General features: G+C 61.0%; 19 protein-coding genes and 1 pseudogene. 17 read left to right on the forward strand and 3 right to left on the reverse strand.

Going from position 1 to position 22,472, the window contains the following annotated elements:
* The 4 genes and pseudogenes from ACE3PR_RS20750 to gloA all read left to right on the forward strand — a co-directional run.
* Nucleotides 1–979: pseudogene (locus tag ACE3PR_RS20750) on the forward strand (cell division protein FtsH); the annotation flags it as partial.
* Nucleotides 980–1,053: 74 nt separating this feature from the next.
* Nucleotides 1,054–2,097 (forward strand): dihydropteroate synthase, encoded by a 1,044-nt coding sequence (gene folP / locus ACE3PR_RS20755; RefSeq protein ID WP_374376086.1) that lies wholly within the window; start codon nucleotides 1,054–1,056, stop codon nucleotides 2,095–2,097.
* A gap of 66 nt (nucleotides 2,098–2,163) precedes the next feature.
* Nucleotides 2,164–3,516 carry a phosphoglucosamine mutase gene (glmM, locus tag ACE3PR_RS20760; RefSeq protein WP_374376088.1) on the forward strand — a complete coding sequence of 451 codons (1,353 nt, stop codon included), beginning with the start codon at nucleotides 2,164–2,166 and terminating at the stop codon, nucleotides 3,514–3,516.
* Between the two features lie 34 nt (nucleotides 3,517–3,550).
* Nucleotides 3,551–3,940, forward strand: a complete 390-nt coding sequence (gloA, locus tag ACE3PR_RS20765) for a lactoylglutathione lyase (RefSeq protein ID WP_374376091.1) — start codon at nucleotides 3,551–3,553, stop codon at nucleotides 3,938–3,940.
* Between the two features lie 2 nt (nucleotides 3,941–3,942).
* Here gloA and ACE3PR_RS20770 read toward each other — a convergent pair whose 3' ends face one another.
* Nucleotides 3,943–4,554: a dimethylsulfonioproprionate lyase family protein gene (locus ACE3PR_RS20770; RefSeq protein WP_374376094.1), complete on the reverse strand. Its 612-nt coding sequence runs from the start codon at nucleotides 4,552–4,554 to the stop codon at nucleotides 3,943–3,945.
* Between the two features lie 77 nt (nucleotides 4,555–4,631).
* Nucleotides 4,632–6,044 (reverse strand): citrate synthase, encoded by a 1,413-nt coding sequence (gltA, locus tag ACE3PR_RS20775; protein WP_374376096.1) that lies wholly within the window; start codon nucleotides 6,042–6,044, stop codon nucleotides 4,632–4,634.
* Nucleotides 6,045–6,312: 268 nt separating this feature from the next.
* Between gltA and ACE3PR_RS20780 the strand changes: the two genes are divergently transcribed.
* The 10 genes from ACE3PR_RS20780 (at nucleotide 6,313) to ACE3PR_RS20825 (ending at nucleotide 17,594) form a co-directional block, all read left to right on the forward strand.
* Nucleotides 6,313–7,272 (forward strand): ABC transporter ATP-binding protein, encoded by a 960-nt coding sequence (locus tag ACE3PR_RS20780; RefSeq protein ID WP_374376099.1) that lies wholly within the window; start codon nucleotides 6,313–6,315, stop codon nucleotides 7,270–7,272.
* Nucleotides 7,269–8,684 (forward strand): hypothetical protein, encoded by a 1,416-nt coding sequence (locus tag ACE3PR_RS20785; RefSeq protein ID WP_374376101.1) that lies wholly within the window; start codon nucleotides 7,269–7,271, stop codon nucleotides 8,682–8,684. Before ACE3PR_RS20780 ends, ACE3PR_RS20785 begins: the two co-directional genes overlap by 4 nt.
* Nucleotides 8,685–8,776: 92 nt before the next feature.
* On the forward strand, nucleotides 8,777–9,253 hold the full coding sequence (locus ACE3PR_RS20790) for a hypothetical protein (protein WP_374376104.1): 477 nt from the start codon (nucleotides 8,777–8,779) through the stop codon (nucleotides 9,251–9,253).
* A gap of 68 nt (nucleotides 9,254–9,321) precedes the next feature.
* Nucleotides 9,322–10,680 carry a glutathione-disulfide reductase gene (gene gor / locus ACE3PR_RS20795; RefSeq protein ID WP_374376106.1) on the forward strand — a complete coding sequence of 453 codons (1,359 nt, stop codon included), beginning with the start codon at nucleotides 9,322–9,324 and terminating at the stop codon, nucleotides 10,678–10,680.
* Between the two features lie 24 nt (nucleotides 10,681–10,704).
* On the forward strand, nucleotides 10,705–11,163 hold the full coding sequence (locus tag ACE3PR_RS20800; protein WP_374376108.1) for a hypothetical protein: 459 nt from the start codon (nucleotides 10,705–10,707) through the stop codon (nucleotides 11,161–11,163).
* Between the two features lie 102 nt (nucleotides 11,164–11,265).
* The gene (locus ACE3PR_RS20805) at nucleotides 11,266–13,014 is read left to right on the forward strand and encodes a hypothetical protein (protein ID WP_374376110.1); all 1,749 of its coding nucleotides are present in this window, start codon (nucleotides 11,266–11,268) and stop codon (nucleotides 13,012–13,014) included.
* Nucleotides 13,015–13,021: 7 nt separating this feature from the next.
* Nucleotides 13,022–14,314, forward strand: coding sequence for an MBL fold metallo-hydrolase (locus ACE3PR_RS20810; protein WP_374376112.1), 1,293 nt, complete (start codon nucleotides 13,022–13,024; stop codon nucleotides 14,312–14,314).
* A gap of 116 nt (nucleotides 14,315–14,430) precedes the next feature.
* Nucleotides 14,431–14,922, forward strand: a complete 492-nt coding sequence (locus ACE3PR_RS20815) for a hypothetical protein (RefSeq protein WP_374376114.1) — start codon at nucleotides 14,431–14,433, stop codon at nucleotides 14,920–14,922.
* Between the two features lie 148 nt (nucleotides 14,923–15,070).
* The gene (locus tag ACE3PR_RS20820) at nucleotides 15,071–16,450 is read left to right on the forward strand and encodes a class II 3-deoxy-7-phosphoheptulonate synthase (RefSeq protein ID WP_374376117.1); all 1,380 of its coding nucleotides are present in this window, start codon (nucleotides 15,071–15,073) and stop codon (nucleotides 16,448–16,450) included.
* Nucleotides 16,422–17,594: a nicotinate phosphoribosyltransferase gene (locus ACE3PR_RS20825; RefSeq protein ID WP_374376119.1), complete on the forward strand. Its 1,173-nt coding sequence runs from the start codon at nucleotides 16,422–16,424 to the stop codon at nucleotides 17,592–17,594. Before ACE3PR_RS20820 ends, ACE3PR_RS20825 begins: the two co-directional genes overlap by 29 nt.
* Before the next feature lie 3 nt (nucleotides 17,595–17,597).
* On the opposite strand, the gene ACE3PR_RS20830 is transcribed toward ACE3PR_RS20825, so the two are convergent.
* Nucleotides 17,598–17,897, reverse strand: coding sequence for a hypothetical protein (locus ACE3PR_RS20830; protein WP_374376121.1), 300 nt, complete (start codon nucleotides 17,895–17,897; stop codon nucleotides 17,598–17,600).
* 114 nt (nucleotides 17,898–18,011) lie between these two features.
* Here ACE3PR_RS20830 and ACE3PR_RS20835 point away from each other — a divergent pair, with 114 nt between their 5' ends.
* From ACE3PR_RS20835 to cysS, 3 genes are read left to right on the forward strand one after another with little or no spacing between them, the layout of a single operon-like run.
* Entirely contained in the window at nucleotides 18,012–19,670 is a 1,659-nt protein-coding gene (locus tag ACE3PR_RS20835) for an NAD+ synthase (RefSeq protein WP_374376123.1), read from the forward strand.
* Nucleotides 19,671–19,702: 32 nt separating this feature from the next.
* Nucleotides 19,703–21,043, forward strand: coding sequence for a glutamate--tRNA ligase (gene gltX / locus ACE3PR_RS20840; RefSeq protein ID WP_374376125.1), 1,341 nt, complete (start codon nucleotides 19,703–19,705; stop codon nucleotides 21,041–21,043).
* A 10-nt stretch (nucleotides 21,044–21,053) separates the two neighbouring features.
* Nucleotides 21,054–22,430 (forward strand): cysteine--tRNA ligase, encoded by a 1,377-nt coding sequence (gene cysS / locus ACE3PR_RS20845; protein WP_374376127.1) that lies wholly within the window; start codon nucleotides 21,054–21,056, stop codon nucleotides 22,428–22,430.
* Nucleotides 22,431–22,472: the final 42 nt, after the last annotated feature.

Raw genomic sequence — 22,472 nt, forward strand, 5'->3', positions numbered from 1 at the left:
TTTCGATCGCCAGATCAACGTGCCCAATCCGGACATCAACGGTCGCGAGCATATCCTGAAGGTGCATATGCGGAAGGTTCCGCTGGGTCCCGACGTGGATGCCCGAGTGATTGCCCGCGGCACCCCCGGTTTCTCGGGCGCCGATCTTGCAAACCTTGTCAACGAGGCGGCTCTGCTGGCCGCGCGTTTCGGCAAGCGCGTCGTCACCATGTCCGATTTCGAACAGGCCAAGGACAAGGTGATGATGGGCAGCGAGCGCCGCTCGATGGTCATGACGCCGGAAGAAAAACTGGCGACGGCCTATCACGAGGCGGGCCATGCGATCGTCAATATCGAAGTGCCGGAAGCAGATCCGCTGCACAAGGTGACGATCATCCCGCGCGGCCGCGCCCTGGGTCTGACCATGTCGCTGCCGGAGAAGGACCGCTACAGTATCTCCAAGCGCTGGCTGGAAAGCCGCATCACGATCTGTTTCGGCGGCCGTATCGCCGAACAGTTGATCTATGGCGAAGAGCATCTCAATTCCGGTGCGTCGAACGACATCCAGCAGGCGACCGAAATGGCCCGCCGCATGGTCACCGAATTCGGCATGAGCGAGGTCCTCGGGCCGCTGCGTTATACCGATAACGACCAGGACGTTTTCCTGGGTTATCAGATCGGCCAGCAGCGCAAGAACATGTCGGATGAGACCAGCAAGCTGATCGATCAGGAAGTCCGCCGCATCGTCGAGAGCGGCGAGCAGAAATGCCGCGACATCCTGACCACCAACCTCGATGCGTTGCACGCCGTGGCGAAGGCCCTGGTCGAGTTCGAGACGCTCTCGGGTGAGGAAGTCCGCGCCTTGTTGAAGGGCGAGCCGATCCGCCAGGATACCGGCCAGGGCGGCAGCGCCTCGGCGCCGTCCAAGCCGCGCTCGCCGATCCCGACCAGCACGATCGTGCGGCCGAGCCTGGAACCGAAGCCGCAGCCAGGCACTTGATCGCCGGCGGGTTTTAATCCGATTGCCATGAAGCCCCGCCTCGATGGCGGGGCTTCTGGTATCTTGAGGGGCGAATGCCGTCTGATTATTTCATTCCAACAGGTCTGCTGACAGGCGCCGCCGCGCGGCGCGCGATTGCTGCCGGCACGGCTCTGCCTCTGGCGGGCGGATTCTGTGCCTTTGCCGGTGGCGAGATCGCGACGCGTGATGCAACGGGCCGGGGACGGCGTGTCGCTGCCGGTCTCGTCGAGATCCAGCGTCATGTCGCGGCGCAATTGCCGGGCTTTGTCGCGCCGCGGCCGCATTGGGCCGGACTTGATCTCGGCACGCCGCGCATCATGGGGATCGTCAACGTGACGCCCGACAGTTTTTCCGATGGCGGCGATTATGCCGATGCGGAGGCGGCGGTCGCACGTGGACTTGCGCTGGCGGAGGCGGGTGCGGACATTCTCGATATCGGCGGTGAATCCACCCGGCCGGGGGCCGCCCCCGTCTCAACCGAAGAGGAATTGCGCCGCGTCGTTCCCGTGATCCGTGCCTTGGCGGAGAAGGGGATTGTGGTCTCGGTCGATACCCGGCATGCGCCGGTGATGGAGGCGGCGGTCGCTGCCGGGGCCCGTATCATCAATGACGTAACGGCCCTCACCGGCGATCCGGACAGCGAGCGTGTGGCTGCGAAATCTGGCGCCGCAATCATTCTCATGCACATGCTGGGCGAGCCGCAGACCATGCAGGCCGATCCGGTCTATGCGGACGCCACGCTGGATCTTGTCGATTATTTCGCGATGCGCCTGCAGCGCTTGGCGGAACTAGGGGTGGATCGGGCCCGGATCTCGCTCGATCCGGGCATCGGCTTCGGTAAGAAAGACCCGCATAATCTGCTGATCCTGAACGAACTGGCGGCCTTTCATGGCTTCGGCTGCCCGATTACCCTCGGTGTGTCGCGGAAGAGCTTCATCGGCCGGTTGTCGCGGGGCGAGGCACCCAAGGCCCGCATGCCGGGTTCGGTTGCGGTGGCGACCCTCGGCCTCGCCCAGGGCGTCCAGATCGTTCGAGTCCACGACGTCGCGGAGACCTATCAGGCCAGGGCCATGGTCCTGGCGCTGGCCGGCGCCTGAGCCGGACGTTTCCACTTCACGTCGAAGGCGGTAAAGTGAGGTACATCATTTGAGGCAGATTTTTTCATGAGCCGCAAACTCTTCGGCACGGATGGCGTGCGTGGCCTGGCCAATGTAGAGCCCATTACAGCGGTGACGGCGCTGAAGCTGGCCCTGGCCGCCGGTGCCCATTTCACCCGCGGTGGCCACCGGCACCGGGCCATCATCGGCAAGGATACGCGCCTCTCCGGCTATATGCTGGAGACGGCGCTTACCTCCGGTTTTCTCTCCATGGGCATGGACGTGATGCTGCTGGGGCCGCTGCCGACGCCGGCGGTCGCCATGCTGACGCGCTCGATGCGCGCGGATATCGGTGTCATGATTTCGGCCTCGCATAATCCTTATGAGGATAACGGCATCAAATTGTTCGGACCCGATGGCTACAAGCTCTCGGACGATATTGAGGCCGAAATCGAAGCGCGTATGGCATTGGGCGAGGCGCAGAATCTGGCGCCTTCTGCTGGGCTGGGCCGGGCCAAGCGCATCGACGACGCAGCCGGGCGCTACATGGAGTTCGTGAAGTCGAGCTTTCCCAAAGGCCTCAGCCTAGAGGGGCTGCGCGTCGTCATCGATTGCGCCCATGGTGCCGCCTACAAGGTGGCACCGACTGTGCTGTGGGAGCTGGGCGCCGATGTCATTGCCATCGCCAACGAACCCAATGGCACGAATATCAATGACGGCTGCGGTGCTGTGCACACGGCGAAACTGTGCGAGCAAGTGCTGAAGCACAAGGCGCATATCGGCATCGCGCTGGATGGCGATGCCGATCGGGTCATGATCGCCGACGAGAAGGGCAAGATCATCGACGGCGACCAGTTGATGGCGCTGATTGCCGCCGATTGGCAGATGACGGAACGCCTTTCGGGTGGCGCCATCGCGGCGACCGTGATGTCGAATTTGGGCTTGGAGCGGCATCTGGCGGGTATCGGCGTGACCCTGCATCGCACGGCGGTCGGGGATCGTTACGTGGTAGAAGCGATGCGGCGACTGGGTCTCAATATCGGCGGCGAGCAATCGGGCCATATCGTCCTCAGCGATTTTGCGACCACCGGCGACGGACTCATCGCGGCCCTCCAGGTTTTGGCGGTACTGATCAAATCGGGTAAGCCCGCGAGCGAAACAGGTCGCACTTTTGAACCCTTGCCGCAGCTCCTCAAGAATGTGCGTTTCCAGGCCGGGGGCAAGCCACCGCTCGATCAGGCAGCGGTCAAGGCGGCCATTGCGGCCGGCGAGGCGGCCCTTAACAGTTCCGGCCGCCTGCTGATCCGCAAATCCGGAACCGAGCCGCTCATTCGCGTGATGGCGGAAGGTGAAGACGAAAAATTGGTGGCCCGTGTGGTCGATGACATCGTGGCGGCGGTTGAAGCCGCCGCCCGTTAATTCACGAAGCAATCGCTACGAAGAGGAAAGACGAATGGCCAATCGCCTGTTGCATACGATGATCCGCGTCATGGACATGGATAAATCGATCGATTTCTATACGCGCCATCTCGGCATGAAGCTGTTGCGCAGGAAGGATTACCCGAGCGGGAAATTCACGCTGGCTTTCGTCGGCTATGGCGACGAGGACGACAATGCGGTGATCGAACTAACCCATAATTGGGGCCGCGAAGAGCCATACGAAATCGGCACGGCTTTCGGGCATCTCGCCATTGGCGTCGGGGATATTTACGGCACTTGTGACCAGCTCGCCAAGGAGGGCGTCAAGATTCCACGTCCGGCGGGGCCGATGGCGCATGGCGGCTCGGTGATCGCCTTTATCGAAGATCCGGACGGCTACAAGATCGAGCTCATTCAGAAGTAGCGCTAGAGATAAATCGAAGGCGTATCGAGGTCACCCTGCCAGGCATAGATCGCGAGGAGCGGTTCGTCGGCGGTGCGCATGGCATGTGGCTGACCCGTTCGATGCAGCACAAAGCCACCCGGGGGAACGACCTCTTCGATCCCCGGTGACAGCCAGGCCGCATGTCCAGCGACGACGAGATAGAGCTCGACGGCCGGATGTGCGTGCATGGGATAGAAGGTGTGCGGGGCCATCAGGGTAAATCCCAGCCGTGCATGTGGGGCGATCAATGCCCCTTGTGGGCCGACGATCTCGGCGAAGGCAATACGGTCGGCGAGATTTTCCTCACCCGGCTCCGTCGGGTAGGAATAGTGCCAGGGCAAGAGCCCGGAAACCGGCGCGATGGCTTTTGCTACATGAGCAAGCGGTGATCCGGCAGCTGCCGTCAGGGCCATTGCGAGAATGTCGCCATAGTCCGGTGTTGGGCGCGCGGGTAGATAGAGAGGATTTGGTGCTGCACTGGCGGATGATTTCTCCATATGCCTGATCGCGGCACCAAGATGTTCATCGGCGGAATCCTGTGTGGCAACGAAATCCGCAATTGCCCGTGTGACGGCCAGAAACGACTCGCTCATGAGAGCACCCCGATTGTCCAAAAAAAGATGGCTGGGTCCTGCCCAGCCATCATCTTCGATAACGCAGATTTGCGCGCTTACTTGCGCTTGTTGAGCGGCAGGTAGGGGCGCTCGCCATAGCCGGTATAGAGCTGGCGCGGGCGGCCGATGCGCTGCGTCGGATCCTCGATCATTTCCTTCCACTGCGCGACCCAGCCGACAGTCCGCGCAACTGCGAACAGCACGGTGAACATCGAGGTCGGGAAGCCGATCGCCTGCAGGATGATGCCGGAATAGAAATCGACGTTCGGGTAGAGCTTGTGCGAGATGAAGTAATCGTCGTTGAGCGCGATTTTTTCGAGTTCCATGGCGAGCTTCAGCAGCGGATCATTGCGCTTGCCGAGCGCGTCCAGCACTTCGTGGCAGGATTTCCGCATCACCGAGGCGCGCGGATCGTAGTTCTTGTAGACGCGGTGGCCGAAGCCCATCAGGCGGGTATTGTCCTGCTTGGACTTCACCTTGCCGATATAGTCCTTGATATTGGCGGTCGAGCCGATCTCGGCCAGCATTTTCAGCACCGCTTCGTTGGCGCCGCCATGGGCCGGGCCCCACAGGCAGGCAATGCCGGCTGCGATACAGGCAAACGGATTGGCGCCAGAGGAACCGGCCATGCGCACCGTCGAGGTCGAGGCGTTCTGTTCGTGGTCGGCATGGAGGATGAAGATCTTGTCCATGGCCTTGGCCACGACCGGATCCATCTTGTAGTCCTCGGCCGGGACCGCGAAGGTCATGTTCAGGAAGTTCTCGGCATAGGACAATGAATTGCGCGGATAGATGAAGGGCTGGCCCACTGAGTATTTGTAGGCCATCGCTGCGATCGTCGGCACCTTGGCGATCAGGCGATGCGAGGCGATGGTGCGCTGGCGGGCGTCATGGATGTCGGTGCTGTCGTGATAGAAAGCGGAGAGGGCGCCGACCACGCCGACCATCACGGCCATCGGATGCGCGTCACGCCGGAAGCCGGAGAAGAAGCGCGCAATCTGCTCGTGCAGCATCGTGTGATAGGTGATGTTCTTCTCGAATTCGGCCTTCTGCTGCGCGTTCGGCAGCTCGCCTTCCAGCAGCAGATAGCAGACTTCCATGAAGTCGCTCTGTTCGGCCAGATCCTCGATGCGGTAGCCGCGATGGGTGAGGATGCCCTCGTCGCCGTCGATATAGGTGATCGCCGATTGGGTCGATCCGGTCGAGCCATAGCCGGGATCGTAGGTGAAGAGGCCTTGCTCGCCATAGAGCTTGCGGATGTCGACCACATCGGGGCCGACTGTGCCTTTGAGGATCGGCAGTTCGAACTTCTTGCCGTTGCGGCTGTCGACCACCGACGCTGCCGCATAGGGCTTCGGCGCTGCCGGCACGATCCCGCTGTTCACGGTCTTGGACTGGGTCTTTTTGGAAACCGTCGCAGTCTTCGATTTTGCCGTGGCGGCTTTCTTCTTGGTTGTCTTCCCAGCCATGTTGATTCCCCTTGTCGGTATAGTGAAACGAAAGCGCCGGTAGCGCCTTCGAGATTCATCGAATGCGACAGCGATGCGCAGCCCTGTCTGCCACGGATTGCTGCAAGTGCTAATGGCGGTAAAGTTAACGGATGGTGACGCATCTGTCATCATGGGAGAAGGCGTTCGGTCCGATTGTCGCATCCCTCGCTTTGTCCCTTGAAGCAAAAGGGTATTTGCCCGCTCGATGGGCTTTCTTTCTTGGCCCAAAGCCGCGAAACTGCCAGGCATGCTGAGGGTTCAAAACCTGGTCTTCGATTATCCGGGCCACCGCGCTCTGGACGATGTGTCGTTCGCGGTGGATCCGGGCACGATTACGGCGCTTGTGGGGCCGAACGGCGCCGGCAAATCGACCTTGATGCGGGTTTGCGCCGCGCTGGAACAGCCATTTTCTGGCCATGTCTTCCTGGATGGGCAGGACGTACATGACAACCCGCGCGCGGCACATCGCCGGATGGGCTTTCTGCCGGATTTCTATGGTCTCTATGACGAATTGACGGTGGCGCAATGCCTGACCTATCGCGCTGCCACCCAGGGTGTGCCCGCGTCAGAGCGACGGGCCATGGTGGCGGCCGTGGCGGGGCGGCTCGACATTGCCGATCGCCTGGACCAAAAGGCCGGGACATTGTCACGTGGCCTGCGCCAACGCCTGGCCATCGCCCAGGCGGTCCTGCACGAGCCCAGCTTTCTGATGCTGGACGAGCCGGCGGCCGGCCTCGATCCGGCGGCGCGGATCGGCCTTTCGGCCATCCTGCGGCAATTGGCGGACGAGGGGATGACGATCCTAGTTTCGTCTCACATCCTGGCCGAGTTGCAGGATTATTCCAGCCATATCCTCATGCTCAAGAACGGGCGCCTCGTGGAACATGCGGCACTTGACGTGATCGCGGCATCGTTCGGGCAGAAACTGGAGATCCGACTGGATTTCGCCACCCCGGATCATGCGTTGTCGGCGCGCCTCACGGTCATTGCCGGGATTGAAGTGGTGAGTTGCGGATTCGACGAAGCGATCGTCCGGGTCGATGCCGATCCGGCGCAGCGCGCCGCCGCCCTGGCTAAGGTCGTGGCGGCCGGGCTGCCGCTCGCCGCCTTTGCACCGGAGAGGCGAAATCTTCAGGACATCTATCTCGACCGCATGAAGGACGCGGCGGAACCGGAAGCAACTTTCCTGGAGCCGCCCAAACCGTGATGCGCTTCGATCTCAATCCGGAACTGCAGCGGAATTTGTGGCTGCAATGCAGCTGGCAGCGCCTTTTGGCCGCCCTGGTGGTCGGCGTCACGATTGCTTACGCCCTCTATAGCTTCGGCGGCTTCAAGCGGGTTTTTCTAGGAGCCAATCTCGCCATTCTGGTGGCTTTCGGCATGTGGGGCCCGCGGCGGGCGGCGGATGCCCTGGCCGAGGAGGTTGGGATCGGCACCTGGGAAACGCAGCGCATGTCGGGCCTTTCCGCCTGGTCGATGGTCTGGGGAAAGCTGGTCGGCGGCTGCGCCTTCGTCTGGTATTGCGGATTCCTGGCCTTGGCCTGCTACATCATCGCCGGCCATCAGCTCGGCTATCCGCCCGGTCGCACCGGCAATTTCTGGCTTGGCGTCTATCTGGCCGTGATGGGGGCGGCGCTCAGTCACACCACGGCCTTCGCTGTCTCTCTGTTGCTGCTGCGCAAAGTCGTGTTCTATCGGCGCCTCACCATCACCCTGGCCCAGACGATCGGGTTTTTCGTCTATATCGTGTTCAGCGGCGTGGATTCCGCGCGCGTGCTGGAACAGACCGATCCCGTGCTGCCGGTCGGGACGATTGGCGGCGATACGCTGCCGCTTCCTGCGATCGGTGCCATTCTCGGCACCGGTCTTTTGATCTGGGCGCTGATCGCCGCCTTCCGCCTGATGCGGACCGAGCTTCAATACCGCGCCTGGCCCTGGGCCTGGGCGATGTTCGTGGCTTTCTGCGCTTTTGCCACGGCCAATATATCGGCGGGACCGGATGGCGGGATGCTGGCGACGCTGGCGGCAGTCACCGTGATCATGCTGTTGCTCTGTTATGCCTCGGCTCTCGCGGACCGGCGTGACCCGATCCGCTACCGCTCCGGCCTGCTGGCGTTGCGCAAGGGCGATTTCACGCGCGGCCTGGCCGAACTGCCTTGGTGGCTGCTGAGCTTCGTCGCAACTTTGGGCGCCGTTGGCGTGCTGGTTGCAACACTGATCACGATTCCGCGGGATGGGCTGCCCGACAGCATGCTGGATGCGATGCTGCGTTTTGAGGTCTTCGTCAGCTACGACAATCTGACGGAATCGGTCCTGATGGTGCCGTTGTTCATGATGCGGGACATCCTGGTGCTGCTCTGCCTCAGCTTCGGCCCCTGGCGGCATCGTGCGGACATGACCTGGCTGGTCTATCTGGCATTGGTCTATTGGCCGCTGGGGATCATCCTTACCTTCAGCGGCTATTTCGATTTCATCACCCTGGTGCTGCCGCTGGCCGGCGACAATCCGCTGCTGAATTTCGGCCCGATCCTTTGCCAGGTGCTGGTCGCGGCCTGGTTCGTGCGGATGACTTGGCTGCAGGCCATCCGCAGCCCGGGCAGGGGGATTGCCTTGCGTTGATTTGCCGGCATCAATTTTGGTTGAATTTCACTTGACTCAATATACTCTTAATAAGGATATTTACGGATCATAATACAACTCGGTGAATGTCCATGAGCTATGATGTCGTCAGCCTTCTCCCGGCTTTTTGCGCTGCTTTCTTGGGCCAATCTGCATTCGAAGAGGGCAAGGTTGCCTTTCACGAACGTCTCAATGTGGCCGTCTTGGATTACTCGGTAGAGTCGCTTCATGCCGTGGACGATTATCTGGATGCGGTACGTCCATATAAGGACATCATCGAGAACCAGGACTATACCAACACGATCCTGGCGACCGGCTGCTATGTCGGCGAGGTCCTGCGGCGCAATGCCTTCGAGACGTGGCGCTGGGCGAACTATGACGAGTTCATCGAAAAACAACCGCAGATGAAGGAACTTGTCCCCGAGGATTTGATGTCGGCGGCGGTGCTGATATCGGCGGACAATCGAAAATCGACTTATCCGCTCAATAAAGTGATCCGAAATTTGGAAGAGGGTCCGGAAAACGAGATCTACTACTACGTCGCGCGATATGCGGCCGATCCAAAGTAACCAAGTTTAGTTGACCGGCATGTGGGGTGTCGTGCAAAGCTGCCGCCGGTAAAGGCAGGAGCTGGCAGATGTCCACATTCGATTATGATCTTTTTGTCGTCGGCGGCGGGTCCGGGGGCGTGCGCGCGGCGCGGATCGCGGCGGGGCATGGCGCCAAGGTGGCCGTTGCCGAAGAGAGCCGGGTCGGTGGCACCTGCGTCATCCGTGGCTGCGTGCCGAAAAAGCTGCTCTCTTATGCGGCGCATTTTCATGAGGATTTCGAGGATGCCCGTGCCTATGGCTGGTCATCAGGCGAGGCGACCTTCGATTGGCCGACCCTGATCGCCAACAAGGACAAGGAGATCGATCGCCTCAACGGAATCTACAAGAAATTGCTGTCCGGCTCGAATGTGGCGCTGCTGGAATCCCGCGCCGTATTGTTGGACCCGCATACGCTGGATGTCGGTGGCAAGAAGGTCACCGCAAAGGAAATCCTGATCGCGGTCGGTGGCTGGCCGGAGATGCCTGTGCTGCCCGGGATCGAATTCGCCATTTCGTCCAACGAAGCCTTCCATCTTCCGCGACTGCCGAAGGATGTGGTGATCGTCGGCGGCGGTTATATCGCCCTGGAATTCGCCGGTATCTTCAACGGTCTTGGTGCCAGAGCGCATCTTCTTTATCGCGGCGAGCAAATCCTGCGCGGTTTCGACAACGATGTCCGCAATTTCGCGGCGACCGAAATCGTCAAGAAGGGCGTCAATCTGCGGACACATGCCGATGTCGTGAAGATCGAGGCCATTGGAGAACGCCGCCGTGTCACCCTGAAGGATGGCGGGATCATCGATTGTGATGTCGTCATGTATGCCACCGGCCGGTCGCCCAAGACCGATGGCATGGGCCTCCGCGAGGTGGGCGTGGAACTCGCCAAGGATGCTTCGATCAAGGTCGATGCTTTTTCGAAGACGTCGATCGGCAATATTCACGCCATCGGCGATTGCACCAATCGTGTGAACCTGACGCCGGTCGCGATCAAGGAAGGCCATGCCTATGCCGATACCGTCTTTGGCGGCAAGTCCTGGTGCGTCGATCATGCCACTATTGCCAGCGCGGTCTTCAGTCATCCACCGATCGGCGTCGTCGGGCGCACAGAAGAGGAGGCGCGGGCGTCCGGATTGGCGCTGGATATCTACAAAGCCGAGTTCAAGCCGTTGAAGCATACGCTGTCGGGGCGTGACGAGCGCACCTTGATGAAGCTGGTGGTCGACCGTGAAAGCCAGGTGGTGCTCGGCGCCCATATGGTGGGCATGGACGCCCCCGAGATCATCCAGGCCCTCGCGATCGCCGTGAAGATGCGGGCGACCAAGAGCCAGTTCGACGCCACCATGGCCGTCCATCCCACGGCGGCGGAAGAATTCGTCACCATGCGCACGCCCGTCGCGGCTGCGTAGTTAGTCGAAGAGAGGAACGATTTAATGTCGAGATTTGTCCTGGCTGTCACACTCCTGCTGAGCACACTGGTTGCCGGTGTGGTTGCCGATATTTCCCCTGCGACCGCCCGCGATACCCGCTATGAGCTCAGCATTGCCGATGTGATGGCCGATCCGCGCTATGCCGAATCCGTGCCGCAGAATGTGAAATTCTTCTTCGCCGGGCAGGCGGCGCCGGCTGGAGAAGATCGCGGCGAATTCGTCACCAACCGCAAGACCAACTCGTTCGGCAAGTCGGATGAGGAAGCCTGTACCTGGGCCATGATCTCGGCCTTGAAAGAACTCGGCGAGCGGGCGTTGGCCGAGGGTGGCGATGCGGTCGTCGGCATCGTGAGCTATTACAAGAAGCGCGTCTTCGAGAGCGAAACCCTCTTCGAATGCCATGCCGGCGCCATCGTCGCCGGCGTGGCGCTGAAAGGTCGCGTGGTGAAACTTGGCCAATAGGGCGCGCGGCGGGGCAAGCAGGCTTGCTTTAACTTTTAGTATAGTATTGCCATGAAGATCGTTTAATGATTGAATACGCCTGCGTCGTCGGGAGGCAGGTGCATGGCCGAGATTCCGCGCGTCCGAAAGCTCACAATACTGGCAGAAGATCCTGGCGTGCGTCTCGGCGGGCCGTCCGGTCCGTTGGCGTTCGCGCAGGTCGAAGTGCCTGCCGAAGAACTCGCGGACGGGCCGACCGGGTACCGGGTGAAAGTGGTCGATTTCGATGCTTCGGCCAATGTGGCCTATTTTGCCCGCGCCAAATACGAGACGAAAGAGGGCGCTTTCGTCGATCCTTTCGCCGCGACGCCGAAGGATCTGAAATCCAAGGCAAGCCGCCTTGCCTATGAACGTCGTCTGCTGGGCGATCCCAATTTCCATGCCCAGAATGTCTATGCCATCGTCATGCGCACCTTGGCGCGGTTCGAATTCGCCCTGGGGCGGCGCGTGCACTGGGGCTTTGACGGGCATCAAATTCATATCGCGCCGCATGCCTTCTGCGACGCAAATGCCTTCTATTCCCGCAGCGATCGTGGCCTGCTGTTCGGTTATTTTCGCGGCAAGTCGGGGAAGATCGTTCACACAAGCCTGTCCCACGACATTGTCGCGCACGAAGCCACCCATGCCCTGCTGGACGGCCTGCGCACCGGCTTCATGAACCCATCCGGCCCGGATGTCGCCGGCTTTCACGAAGGCTTTGCCGATGTCGTGGCGATGCTGTCCGCCTTTTCGCTGAGGGAGGTGATTGCCTCGATCCTGTCGGCGAATGGCCTGCGCCGCTACAAGGGTACCAGCATAAGGGTCATTTCCGGCCGCTATCTGACCAGGGATGCCTTGTCGAAATCGGTCATCCTGGGGTTGGCAGATCAGATGGGGGCCGAACTTCAGGATAGCCGCGGTGATGCCCTGCGGCGTTCGGTGATGTTGAAACCGGACAAGAAGCTGCTGTCGAAGCGAGACTATCTGGAACCCCATGTTCGGGGCGAGATCTTCGCGGCTGCCATGATGCGTTCGTTTCTCGCTCTGTGGGTCAACCGGATCGGCCAACTCGGCACTTTCGGCAAGGATGACTACAATCTGGACATGGTTGTCGAAGAAGGTACGAAGGTTGCCGACCATCTGCTGACAATGGCCATTCGCGCTCTCGATTACTGCCCGGCCATCGATATGACCTATGGTGACTACCTGGCCGCGCTACTGACAGCGGATCATGAGGTCATGCCGGATGATTCGCGTTTTGCCTATCGCAAGACGCTGCGGCAGACTTTTGCGAGCTTCGGAATCGAGACGCCGACGGATCTATGCGAAACGGATTCAGGAACCTGGAAGCCCTTCGCCGAGGGTGAAAAAATCACCTACCGCAACACCAAGTACGAGTCCATGCTTCACGATCGGGAAGAGGTCTTCCGCTTCATCTGGGAGAATCGCGATGCGCTGAGCGTGGACAGTCGCGCCTATACCAAGGTGCTGTCGGTGCGGCCTTGCCATCGGCTGAGCTATGACGGTTTCATGCTGCGCGAAACCATTTGCGAATATGCTCAGGTTGCCAAGATGTTTGGCGCCGAATGCAAATCGATGCTGGGCGTCGAAAGGCCGGCGGGCATGCCGACGACGCAGTACTTTACCGCGCATGGTGGTGGCGTCCTGATTTTCGACCAGCATGGACAGATCAAGTATCACATCGCCAAGCCGCTGCATGCGCCGCGGCAGAGCGAAATTCTGCAATATCTTTGGGATGAAGGCTATCTCGACGGTGAGAGCGGGCTGTTGGGAAGCTTTGCGCATCTGCATCGTTTGCGTGGCCAGGGGTGAAGCGGTGATGGCACAGAAACCGACCAGCGTGACCATCTTCTCCTATAACGTCGGTTTTGGCGATTGCTTCTTGGTGCGGTTCGCTTACGGCACAAAGCAGCGTCATATCCTGATCGATTTCGGTACCACGGCTCTGCCGAAGAACGCGCCCAAGGACCAGCTAACCCGCATCGCCAGGGACATAGAAAGGAGATGCGAGGGCAAGTTGCAGGCGGTCATCGCTACCCATCGCCACGCCGATCACATCAGCGGGTTCGCCACGAATGCGGCCGGAAATGCGCCAGGCGATATCATTCTCGGCCTCAACGTCGATGTTGTGGTGCAGCCATGGACCGAGCAACTTGACCTCGATATCGATGCCTTGGGACCGGCGGTGGGAAGTGCCAAGGGTTTGGCAGGATTCCACCGCAGCCTCAATACGCAGCATCTTTTTGCGCGCAGTGTCGTGCGCATGCTCGATGAGGGTGGCTTGAAATGGATGGCGCCTGCCGCGCGGGATCGGCTGCGCTTCCTGGGCGAAGACAATATCAAGAATGTTTCGGCGGTAAAGAATCTCGCCGCGATGGGGCGGAAGAATGTCTATGCTTTTCACGGCAGCGATAGCGGACTCACGCGGGTATTGCCCGGCGTCAGGACGCATGTCCTCGGACCGCCGACACTCAAGCAGACAGATACGATCCGCCGCCAGAAAGCGCGCGACGAGGATGAATTCTGGCATCTGGCACTTAAAAATCTCGGCGCGGACGAAGAATTCGACGAGAGGCAGGAAGAGCTGTTTCCCGGAGCTCCGGTTTGGCCGCGTGGGCAGCATCCGCACAGCATCCGCTGGTTCGCCAACAAGCTGAAGCAGGCGCGGAGCGACCAACTGCTCTCCATCGTGACCGCACTCGACAAGCAAATGAACAATACCAGCCTTATCCTGCTGTTCGAAGTCGGCGGAAAGAAGCTGTTATTCCCCGGCGATGCCCAGATCGAGAACTGGCGCTATGCGCTGCAGCAAGAGCGCGTGCTGAAAATGCTGGCCGATGTCGATGTCTACAAGGTCGGGCACCACGGCAGCCTGAATGCAACGCCGAAAACCTTGTGGAACAGGTTCGAGAAAAAGGGGGGCAAGAGCAGGCCGGGCCGCCTCACCAGCCTGCTGTCGACCATGACGGGAAAGCATGGATCCGAAGAAAAGCGGACGGAAGTCCCGCGGCGGACCTTGTTGAAGGAACTCAGAGATCATTCCCATCTTCATTCCACGCAGCAGATCGGGCCAAGCAAGCTTTGCTCGGAAGTCACCATATCCCTAGTCTAAGATACCGGCGTCGCCAAGACTGGCCGCAAACAATTTCACAATTTCGTGACAGGGTAGTTCCGCCCCAGCACCGGATCTTGGGCCGTCGTATATTGCCCGGATAAAGCGGGGGGAGAATGAAGAAGGTTCCTGTTTTTATCGGCCTGATATTGGCCATTGGTGGCTCGATACCAGCTTTGGGTGATGTCGACACGCTGGAATGCAATACGGCTGCAGCGATCCGTGTGCGGTATGGACCGGCGCACGATCGCGTCGAGGAACCGTGGTCGACCAATAATCGGCATCCTCAATCGGGGGCGTTCTGCCTCCCGCTCAATGGCGAAGAAGCGACCTTTGATGTGGATGGGGTTGGATTTTCCGTCCGCTACGATTCGAGTTCTTCTCGACGGGATGGCGAGGAACTGTTGCCGCTCCATGTCGGGATCAGTAAAACAATTGTACTTTCACCATCGGATCGGTCGAGCAGCGTCTTCGTGGTCATGACCATGGAGCGGGTGAGCTATGATCCGATCAGAGACGGCAATTGGCGTTATACGCCTCTATGGGTGGAGGTCTCCGACCCCGTTCGAATTGTTGTTGGAGAACGTGAGGGCGGCATGGAGCTTTGATCTGTCAGTTTTCATTATTTTCCAATGTGTTGTTGGCCTTTCTTGCATCATTTGCATGAGCGGCCCATAAATCGTATATCCATGGCGGCTGTTATCCACAGCCGCGAGCGATTTAACCCACGAGCGCGGATGCGCGCAGAGGCCGAAGATGAGCACGAAATGGTCGCCGGAGACTTGGCGCACGAAGCCAATCTCCCAGGTTCCTGTCTATCCGGACGCCGCCAAGCTGGCGTCGGTCGAGGAGCGCCTGCGCGCCTATCCGCCGCTCGTTTTTGCCGGCGAGGCGCGGCGTCTGACCGAGGTGCTGGGTCAGGTGGCGGAAGGCAAGGCTTTCCTGCTCCAGGGCGGCGATTGCGCCGAGAGCTTCGCCGAATTCTCGGCCAACAATATTCGCGACACCTTCCGCGTGCTGCTGCAGATGGCGGTGGTGCTGACCTTCGGCGCCGCCATGCCGGTGGTGAAGATCGGCCGCATGGCCGGTCAGTTCGGCAAGCCGCGCTCCTCGCCCACGGAAGTGATCGACGGCGTCGAATTGCCGAGCTATCGCGGCGACAACGTGAACGGCATAGAGTTCACGCCGGAATCGCGCATTCCAGATCCCGAGCGCCTGGTCCAGGCCTATAACCAATCGGCAGCAACGCTCAATCTTTTGCGCGCCTTCGCCCAGGGCGGGTTTGCCGATCTGCACAAGGTGCATCGCTGGAACCTCGATTTCGTGGCGGATTCACCGCTCGGTCATCGTTACAAGGAATTGGCCGACCGGCTCTCGGAAACGCTCGATTTCATGGCGGCCTGCGGCTTGACCTCCGAGACCGTGCCGCAGATCCGCGAGACCGAGTTCTTCACCAGCCATGAAGCGCTGCTGCTGAACTTCGAGCAGGCGATGACCCGCGTCGATAGCCTGACCGGCAAGTGGTATGGCTGCTCGGCCCATATGCTATGGATCGGCGACCGCACGCGTCAGTTGGATGCGGCCCATGTCGAGTACATGCGCGGCATCCAGAATCCGATCGGCATGAAATGCGGTCCGACCATGGAGCCGGATGACTTGCTGCGCCTCATTGACGCCTTGAATCCGCAGAACATCCCGGGCCGCCTGACCCTCATCGCGCGCATGGCGCATGACAAGGTGGAACACAAGCTGCCGCCGCTGGTGCGCGCGGTGAAGCGCCACGGCGCCAAGGTGGTCTGGTCCTGCGATCCCATGCACGGGAACACGATCAAATCCTCGACCGGCTACAAGACGCGGCCCTTTGACCGCATCCTTGCCGAAGTGAAGGGCTTCTTCGCCGTGCACCGCGCCGAGGGTACCCATGCCGGCGGTGTGCATTTCGAAATGACCGGCCAGGACGTTACCGAATGCATCGGTGGCGCCAAGGCGGTGACCGAAGATGCACTCGCCGATCGTTATCACACCCATTGCGACCCGCGCCTCAATGCGACGCAGGCCCTGGAACTTGCCTTCCTTATTGCCGAGCAATTGAAAGCGGAGCGCGCCGGTGGACAACGCATCGCCGAAGCCTCGTAACGACAAGGGCGAAGCGGGGCCGGCTGCCGGTCCAGCTTCGCCCCAGATCGCCGATTGGTCGGATCAGTACTTCCTGAAAACCAAGGCAACGGTCGAGAAGTTCGGCGATTGCACGGTCACCTATGCAATCTTCATGCGCCGACCTGTCGTCTCGGCGCCGCGCTTGGCGCTCGATTGGCTGCAGAAGATCGCCCGCGAGCGTGACACAGAATTCAAGATCGATCTGGTTTACGATGAAGGCCGCTGGGTCGGTGCCGGCGAGCCGATCATGTATATCACCGGTTCGTTCGTGCATCTGGCCGATCTCGAAACCCTGCTGCTGATGAAATTGGGGCCGGCCTGCGTCGCTGCGTTCAATGCCTTTACCATGTGCGCTGATCTGCCGAAGATCGCGTTCCTCGCCATGGATGCACGCCATTGCGCCGGGCTGGAAATGGCCGAAATCATGGCTTATGCGGCCTCCGTCGGGTCCGACCGCGCGCGGCGCAAGGTGAATGCCGTTGGCTTCGTCGGCAACGCCACCCAGGCGACAGCGCATTATTTCGGCCAGGAAAAGGCGCTGGGCACCATGCCCCATGCGCTGATCGGTTATGCCGGCTCGACCTTGCGTGCGGCCGAGATGTTCAGCGAGACCTTCCCGGACGAGGCGATGACCGTGCTCGTCGACTATTTCGGCCGCGAAGTGACCGATGCGCTGACCGTGGCGCGCCGTTTTGCGGCGCTTGCATCGCAAGGCCGACTCTCGGTCCGCATCGACACGCCGGGCAGCCGTTTTATCGAAGGGCTCGACCCACCGGCTTCCTATGCGGTTCTCGACCGGCATGTGCCCAATGTCATCCGCGGCTATCGCAGCGAGGCGGAATTGCGCCATCTGGTGGGGGCAGGTGTCTCCGCCGCGGCGATCTGGCATCTCCGCGACGCGCTCGATCGCGAGGGCTTTCACAAGGTGAAGATCGTCGCCTCGTCGGGCTTCGATCCGGCGAAGTGCAAGGTCATGGCCGAAGCCAAGGTACCGATCGACGTGGTGGGGACCGGCTCGTTCCTGCCGCAGCGCTGGACCGAAACCTACGCCACCGCCGACATCATCGAATATAACGGCGTCAAGCGCGTCAAAGTCGGTCGCGAGTTCCTGTTTCGGAAATAGGCGCTATTTCGGCGCCACCGCGAAGGGGATTTCCGACCAGACATAGCCGCGCTCGTTGCTGTTGGGCTTCACACCCCATTGCAGCGCCCAGGTCTTGCCGGTGCGTGTATCGAGCAGCACGTTGACGATGCTGCGCGATTTCGTGATGTCGGAATCCGATTGATCGAGCACCATCAGGATATAGCGATTGCCGGCCTGTTCGATGACCGGCGTCGGGGTCAGGCTGCCTTCGTAATCCTGTGCGAAAGCCGGGTATCCACCCAGCGAGATCGCCATGCCGGCCAGAATCGGGATCCAGCGCATTAGTTCCGCCTCCTGCTGATTTGCACGGTACTCTACCACAGCGCCCTGGCGGCGCGGATCAGCTTTGCCGGGCCTGCATTTGACTTGTGCCAAACGCCCGCTAAGTTTGCCACCATGACTGAAAGCAAGAAAATAGCCCTGGCGCAATTGAACCCCAAGGTCGGCGATATCGCCGGCAATCTGGCCCGAATTCGTGTCGCCCGCGCCGAAGCTGCCGCTGCCGGCGCCGAGTTGGTGGTGACCGCCGAACTGGGGATTTCCGGCTATCCGCCCGAGGATCTGGTTCTCAAACCCGCTTTTCAGGTGGCTTGCCGCGAGGCGGTCGAGGCCCTGGCGCGGGAAACCGGCGACGGCGGACCGGCCCTGGTTGTCGGCGCCCCCTGGGTCGAGGCAGGCAAGCTCCATAATGGAGTCTTCCTGCTGAGCGAAGGTAAGGTCGCGGCCAAGCGCTTCAAATACGATCTGCCCAATTACGGCGTCTTTGACGAGAAGCGCGTCTTCGTGCCGGGACCTTTGCCGGAGCCCGTTGTTTTCGACGGCATGAAACTGGGCCTGATGATCTGTGAGGATCTGTGGTTTCCGACCACGGCGGTGCATCTCAAGGCCCAGGGGGCCGATCTGCTGGTGGTCCCCAATGGCAGCCCCTATGAGCACGACAAGCCGGATCAGCGCCTCGAGATCGCCGGCGCCCGGCAGCAGGAAACCGATCTGCCCATCATCTATGTGAACCAGGTGGGTGGGCAGGACGAACTGGTCTTCGATGGCGATTCCTTCGTGCTCGATCGCGGTGGGGAAGTGCGCTGGCGCCTGCCGGCCTTTGCCGAAGCGGTTACCGTGACCGAATGGCAGCGCGGCAATGCCGGCTGGCTGTGCCTGCCGGGCGAGATCGCGGAAAGCCTCAAGCCGCTGGAATCGATCTATCACGCCATGGTGCTGGGCCTGCGGGATTATGTGCGCAAGAACAACTTCCCGGGCGTGCTGCTGGGCCTGTCGGGCGGCATCGACAGCGCATTGTCGGCGGCGGTCGCGGTGGATGCGCTGGGCCCGGACAAGGTGCGCGCCGTGATGATGCCCTCGCCCTATACCAGCAAGGACAGCCTGGAAGACGCGGCCCTTTGTGCCGGGATGCTGGGCATCGCCTACGACACCGTCTCGATCGAACCCGCGATGCGCGCCTTCGAGGGCATGCTCGCCGGGATCTTCGCCGGTCGGCAGAAGGACACGACCGAGGAGAACATCCAGAGCCGCGCGCGCGGCCTCACCCTGATGGCGCTCTCCAACAAGCTCGGCCATATGCTGCTCACCACCGGCAACAAATCGGAAATGTCGGTTGGCTATGCCACCCTCTATGGCGACATGTGCGGCGGCTATTCGGTCCTCAAGGACATCTACAAGGTGACGGTGTTCCGGCTGTGCCGCTGGCGCAACGGCCATTTCCCGGCAGGCGGGCTGGGGCCGATGGGGCCGGTGATGCCGGAACGGGTCATCACCAAGCCGCCCTCGGCCGAGTTGAAGCCCGACCAGACCGACCAGGACACCTTGCCGCCCTATGAGGTCCTGGACGGCATTCTGACCTGCCTGGTCGAGGAGGAGATGGCCGTGGACCAGATCGTCGCCAAGGGCTATGACAGGGCCACGGTTCACCGGGTCTGGCGCATGCTGGATCTGGCCGAATACAAGCGCCGCCAGGCTCCCCCGGGGGTCAAAATATCGCGGCGCGCCTTCGGCCGGGACCGCCGCTATCCGATCACCAACGGCTTCAGGCCAGGTTGACGGGACCAGATTGATGGAAGTCGAGTGTCGTAATGTCGGTTCGCGTTCGTTTTGCGCCCAGTCCCACGGGCAGGCTTCATGTCGGCAACATCTATGTTGCCCTGAATAACTGGCTGTTCGCGCGGCAGCGCGGCGGTTCCTTTCTGCTGCGTCTCGACGATACCGATGTCGAACGTTCCACCGCCGAATTCGCCGCCGGGATCGAAACCGATCTCACTTGGCTCGGCCTCACCTGGGATGTGTTTGCGCGGCAGACCGAGCGCATCGTCGCCTATGACGCCGCGGCGGAGAAGCTGAAGGCGAGCGGCCGGCTTTACCCCTGCTATGAGAGCGCCGAGGAACTGGCTCTGAAGCGCAAGGTGCAGTTGGGGCAGGGGAAGCCGCCGGTCTATGACCGCGCCGCGCTGAAACTCAGTGCCGAGGATCGGGCCAAGCTGGAAGCGGCTGGCCAGAAGCCGCATTGGCGTTTCAAGCTGGAAGGCCGCCGCGTCGAATGGAACGATCTGGTGCGCGGGCCAGAGCATATCGACGCCGCCAGTCAGTCGGATCCGGTGCTGATCCGCGCCGACGGGACCTATCTCTACACCCTGCCATCCGTGGTGGATGACATCGACCTAGGTGTCACGCAGGTCATTCGCGGCAACGATCACGTCACCAATACGGCGACGCAGATTCAGATTTTCGAAGCACTGGGCGGCACGGCGCCGGGTTTCGCGCATCTTCCGTTATTGGTCGACGCAGCCGGCGAGGGGCTGTCGAAGCGGCTTGGTTCGCTTTCCATCTCCGATCTGCGCGCGCAGGGATTGGAGCCGATGGCACTCAACGCCTATCTTGCGCATATCGGCACCGGCGAGCCCGTGCTCCCCGTGCGGCACCTTGATGAATTGATCGCAAAACACGATCTCGGCAAATTCGGCAAATCGAGCCCGCGCTTCGACCCGGCCGAACTGCTGCATTTGAATGCGCGGCTGTTGCATCTGCTGCCCTATGACGAAGCGAAGCCGCATCTGGTGGCACTCGGCCTTGGTGAGGTCGACGTGGCACTTTGGGAAGTGGCGCGTGCCAATGTGGAAAAGATCGAGGAGATTGGGGAATGGCATCGCATCTGTCGGGGCGCCATCGCGCCGCATCTTGCCGATTCTTCCTTCGCCGCGGCGGCGGCCGATGTTCTGCCACCCGAGCCGTGGGATGACGGCACTTGGAAAAACTGGACCGAGGCGGTGAAAGCCGCCACGGGCCGCAAGGGTAAGGATTTGTTCATGCCGCTGCGCCTGGCGCTGACCGGTTTGGAACATGGCCCGGAACTGCGTCTGCTTTTGCCCCTGATCGGCCGCGAGAAGACCTTGCGCCGCCTGCGAGGCGAAAGTGCCTGAGGAAAAACCGATGACCATCCATCTCTACAACACGCTCCTGCGCGAGAAGCAGGTTTTTGAACCGATCGATGCGCAGAACGTCCGCATGTATGTCTGCGGGCCGACCGTCTATGACTATGCCCATATCGGCAATGCGCGCCCAGTGGTTGCTTTCGATGTGCTCTATCGTCTGCTCCGTCATGTCTATGGCGCCGACCACGTCACCTATGCGCGCAATATCACCGATATCGACGACAAGATCCTGGCCGCCGCCGAAAAGACCGGGGAAAGTATCGAGAGCATCACCAAGCGCACTGCCGGCTGGTATCACGACGACATGGCGGCCTTGAATGCGCTGCCGCCCGATCGCGAGCCGCGGGCGACGGAATATGTGCCGCAGATGATCTCTTTGATCGAGCAGCTGATCGCCAAGGGCTATGCCTATGAGGCCGAGAAGCACGTGCTGTTCAACGTGCCGGCGATGTCGGATTACGGCCAGTTGTCGAAACGCAGTCTCGACGACATGATCGCAGGGGCCCGCGTCGATGTGGCACCCTACAAGAAGCATCCGGCAGACTTCACCCTGTGGAAACCGTCGGCCGAGAGCCAGATCGGCTGGCCGAGCCCTTGGGGCAAGGGGCGGCCTGGCTGGCATATCGAATGCTCGGCCATGTCGGGCGAGATCCTGGGTGAGGTATTCGACATTCATGCCGGCGGGATTGATCTCATCTTCCCGCATCATGAAAACGAGATCGCCCAGAGCCGCTGCGCCCACGGCACCGAGGTCATGGCGCGCTATTGGCTGCATAACGGCTTTGTCCAGGTGAACGGTCAGAAGATGTCGAAATCGCTCGGCAATTTCTTCACCGTGCATGAATTGCTGGAGGAGGGGTTTCGCGGCGAAGCGATCCGCCTCGCCCTGCTCTCGGCGCATTATCGCCAGCCGATCGACATCACGCGCGACGGCATTATCGACGCGAAATCGCAGCTCGACCGTTTCTACCGGGCGCTCGCCATGCATGCGGGCCTCGCGGTAGAACCGGCGCCGACCGACCATGTGCTGGCGGCAATCGCCGACGATCTCAACACACCGCTGGCGCTGAGCGAGCTTCATGAGCTGGTCACAAAGCTTAACAAAGCGACCGGCGAAGCCGAGAAGCGGGCGGCAAAAGCGGCGCTGTTGGGCGGTGCACAATTGCTGGGAATCCTGAGTCAGGATCCCGCCAAGTGGCTGCAATCAGGCGGTTCCGAAGATGAGGCGGCCGAGATCGAGGCGCTGATCCAGGCCCGCCTCGATGCCCGCAAGGCCAAGAACTTCGCCGAAGCGGATCGCATCCGCGACGACCTTGCGGCGAAGGGCATCTTGCTAGAAGATAGCTCCTCGGGGACGACGTGGCGCCGGGCGTAAACGCGGCATAGCAGGTTTCGCTGATATGACTTATCAGCGCCT

Origin of the sequence: Dongia sp. (assembly GCF_041909655.1) — a bacterium.
Classification (GTDB): domain Bacteria; phylum Pseudomonadota; class Alphaproteobacteria; order Dongiales; family Dongiaceae; genus Dongia.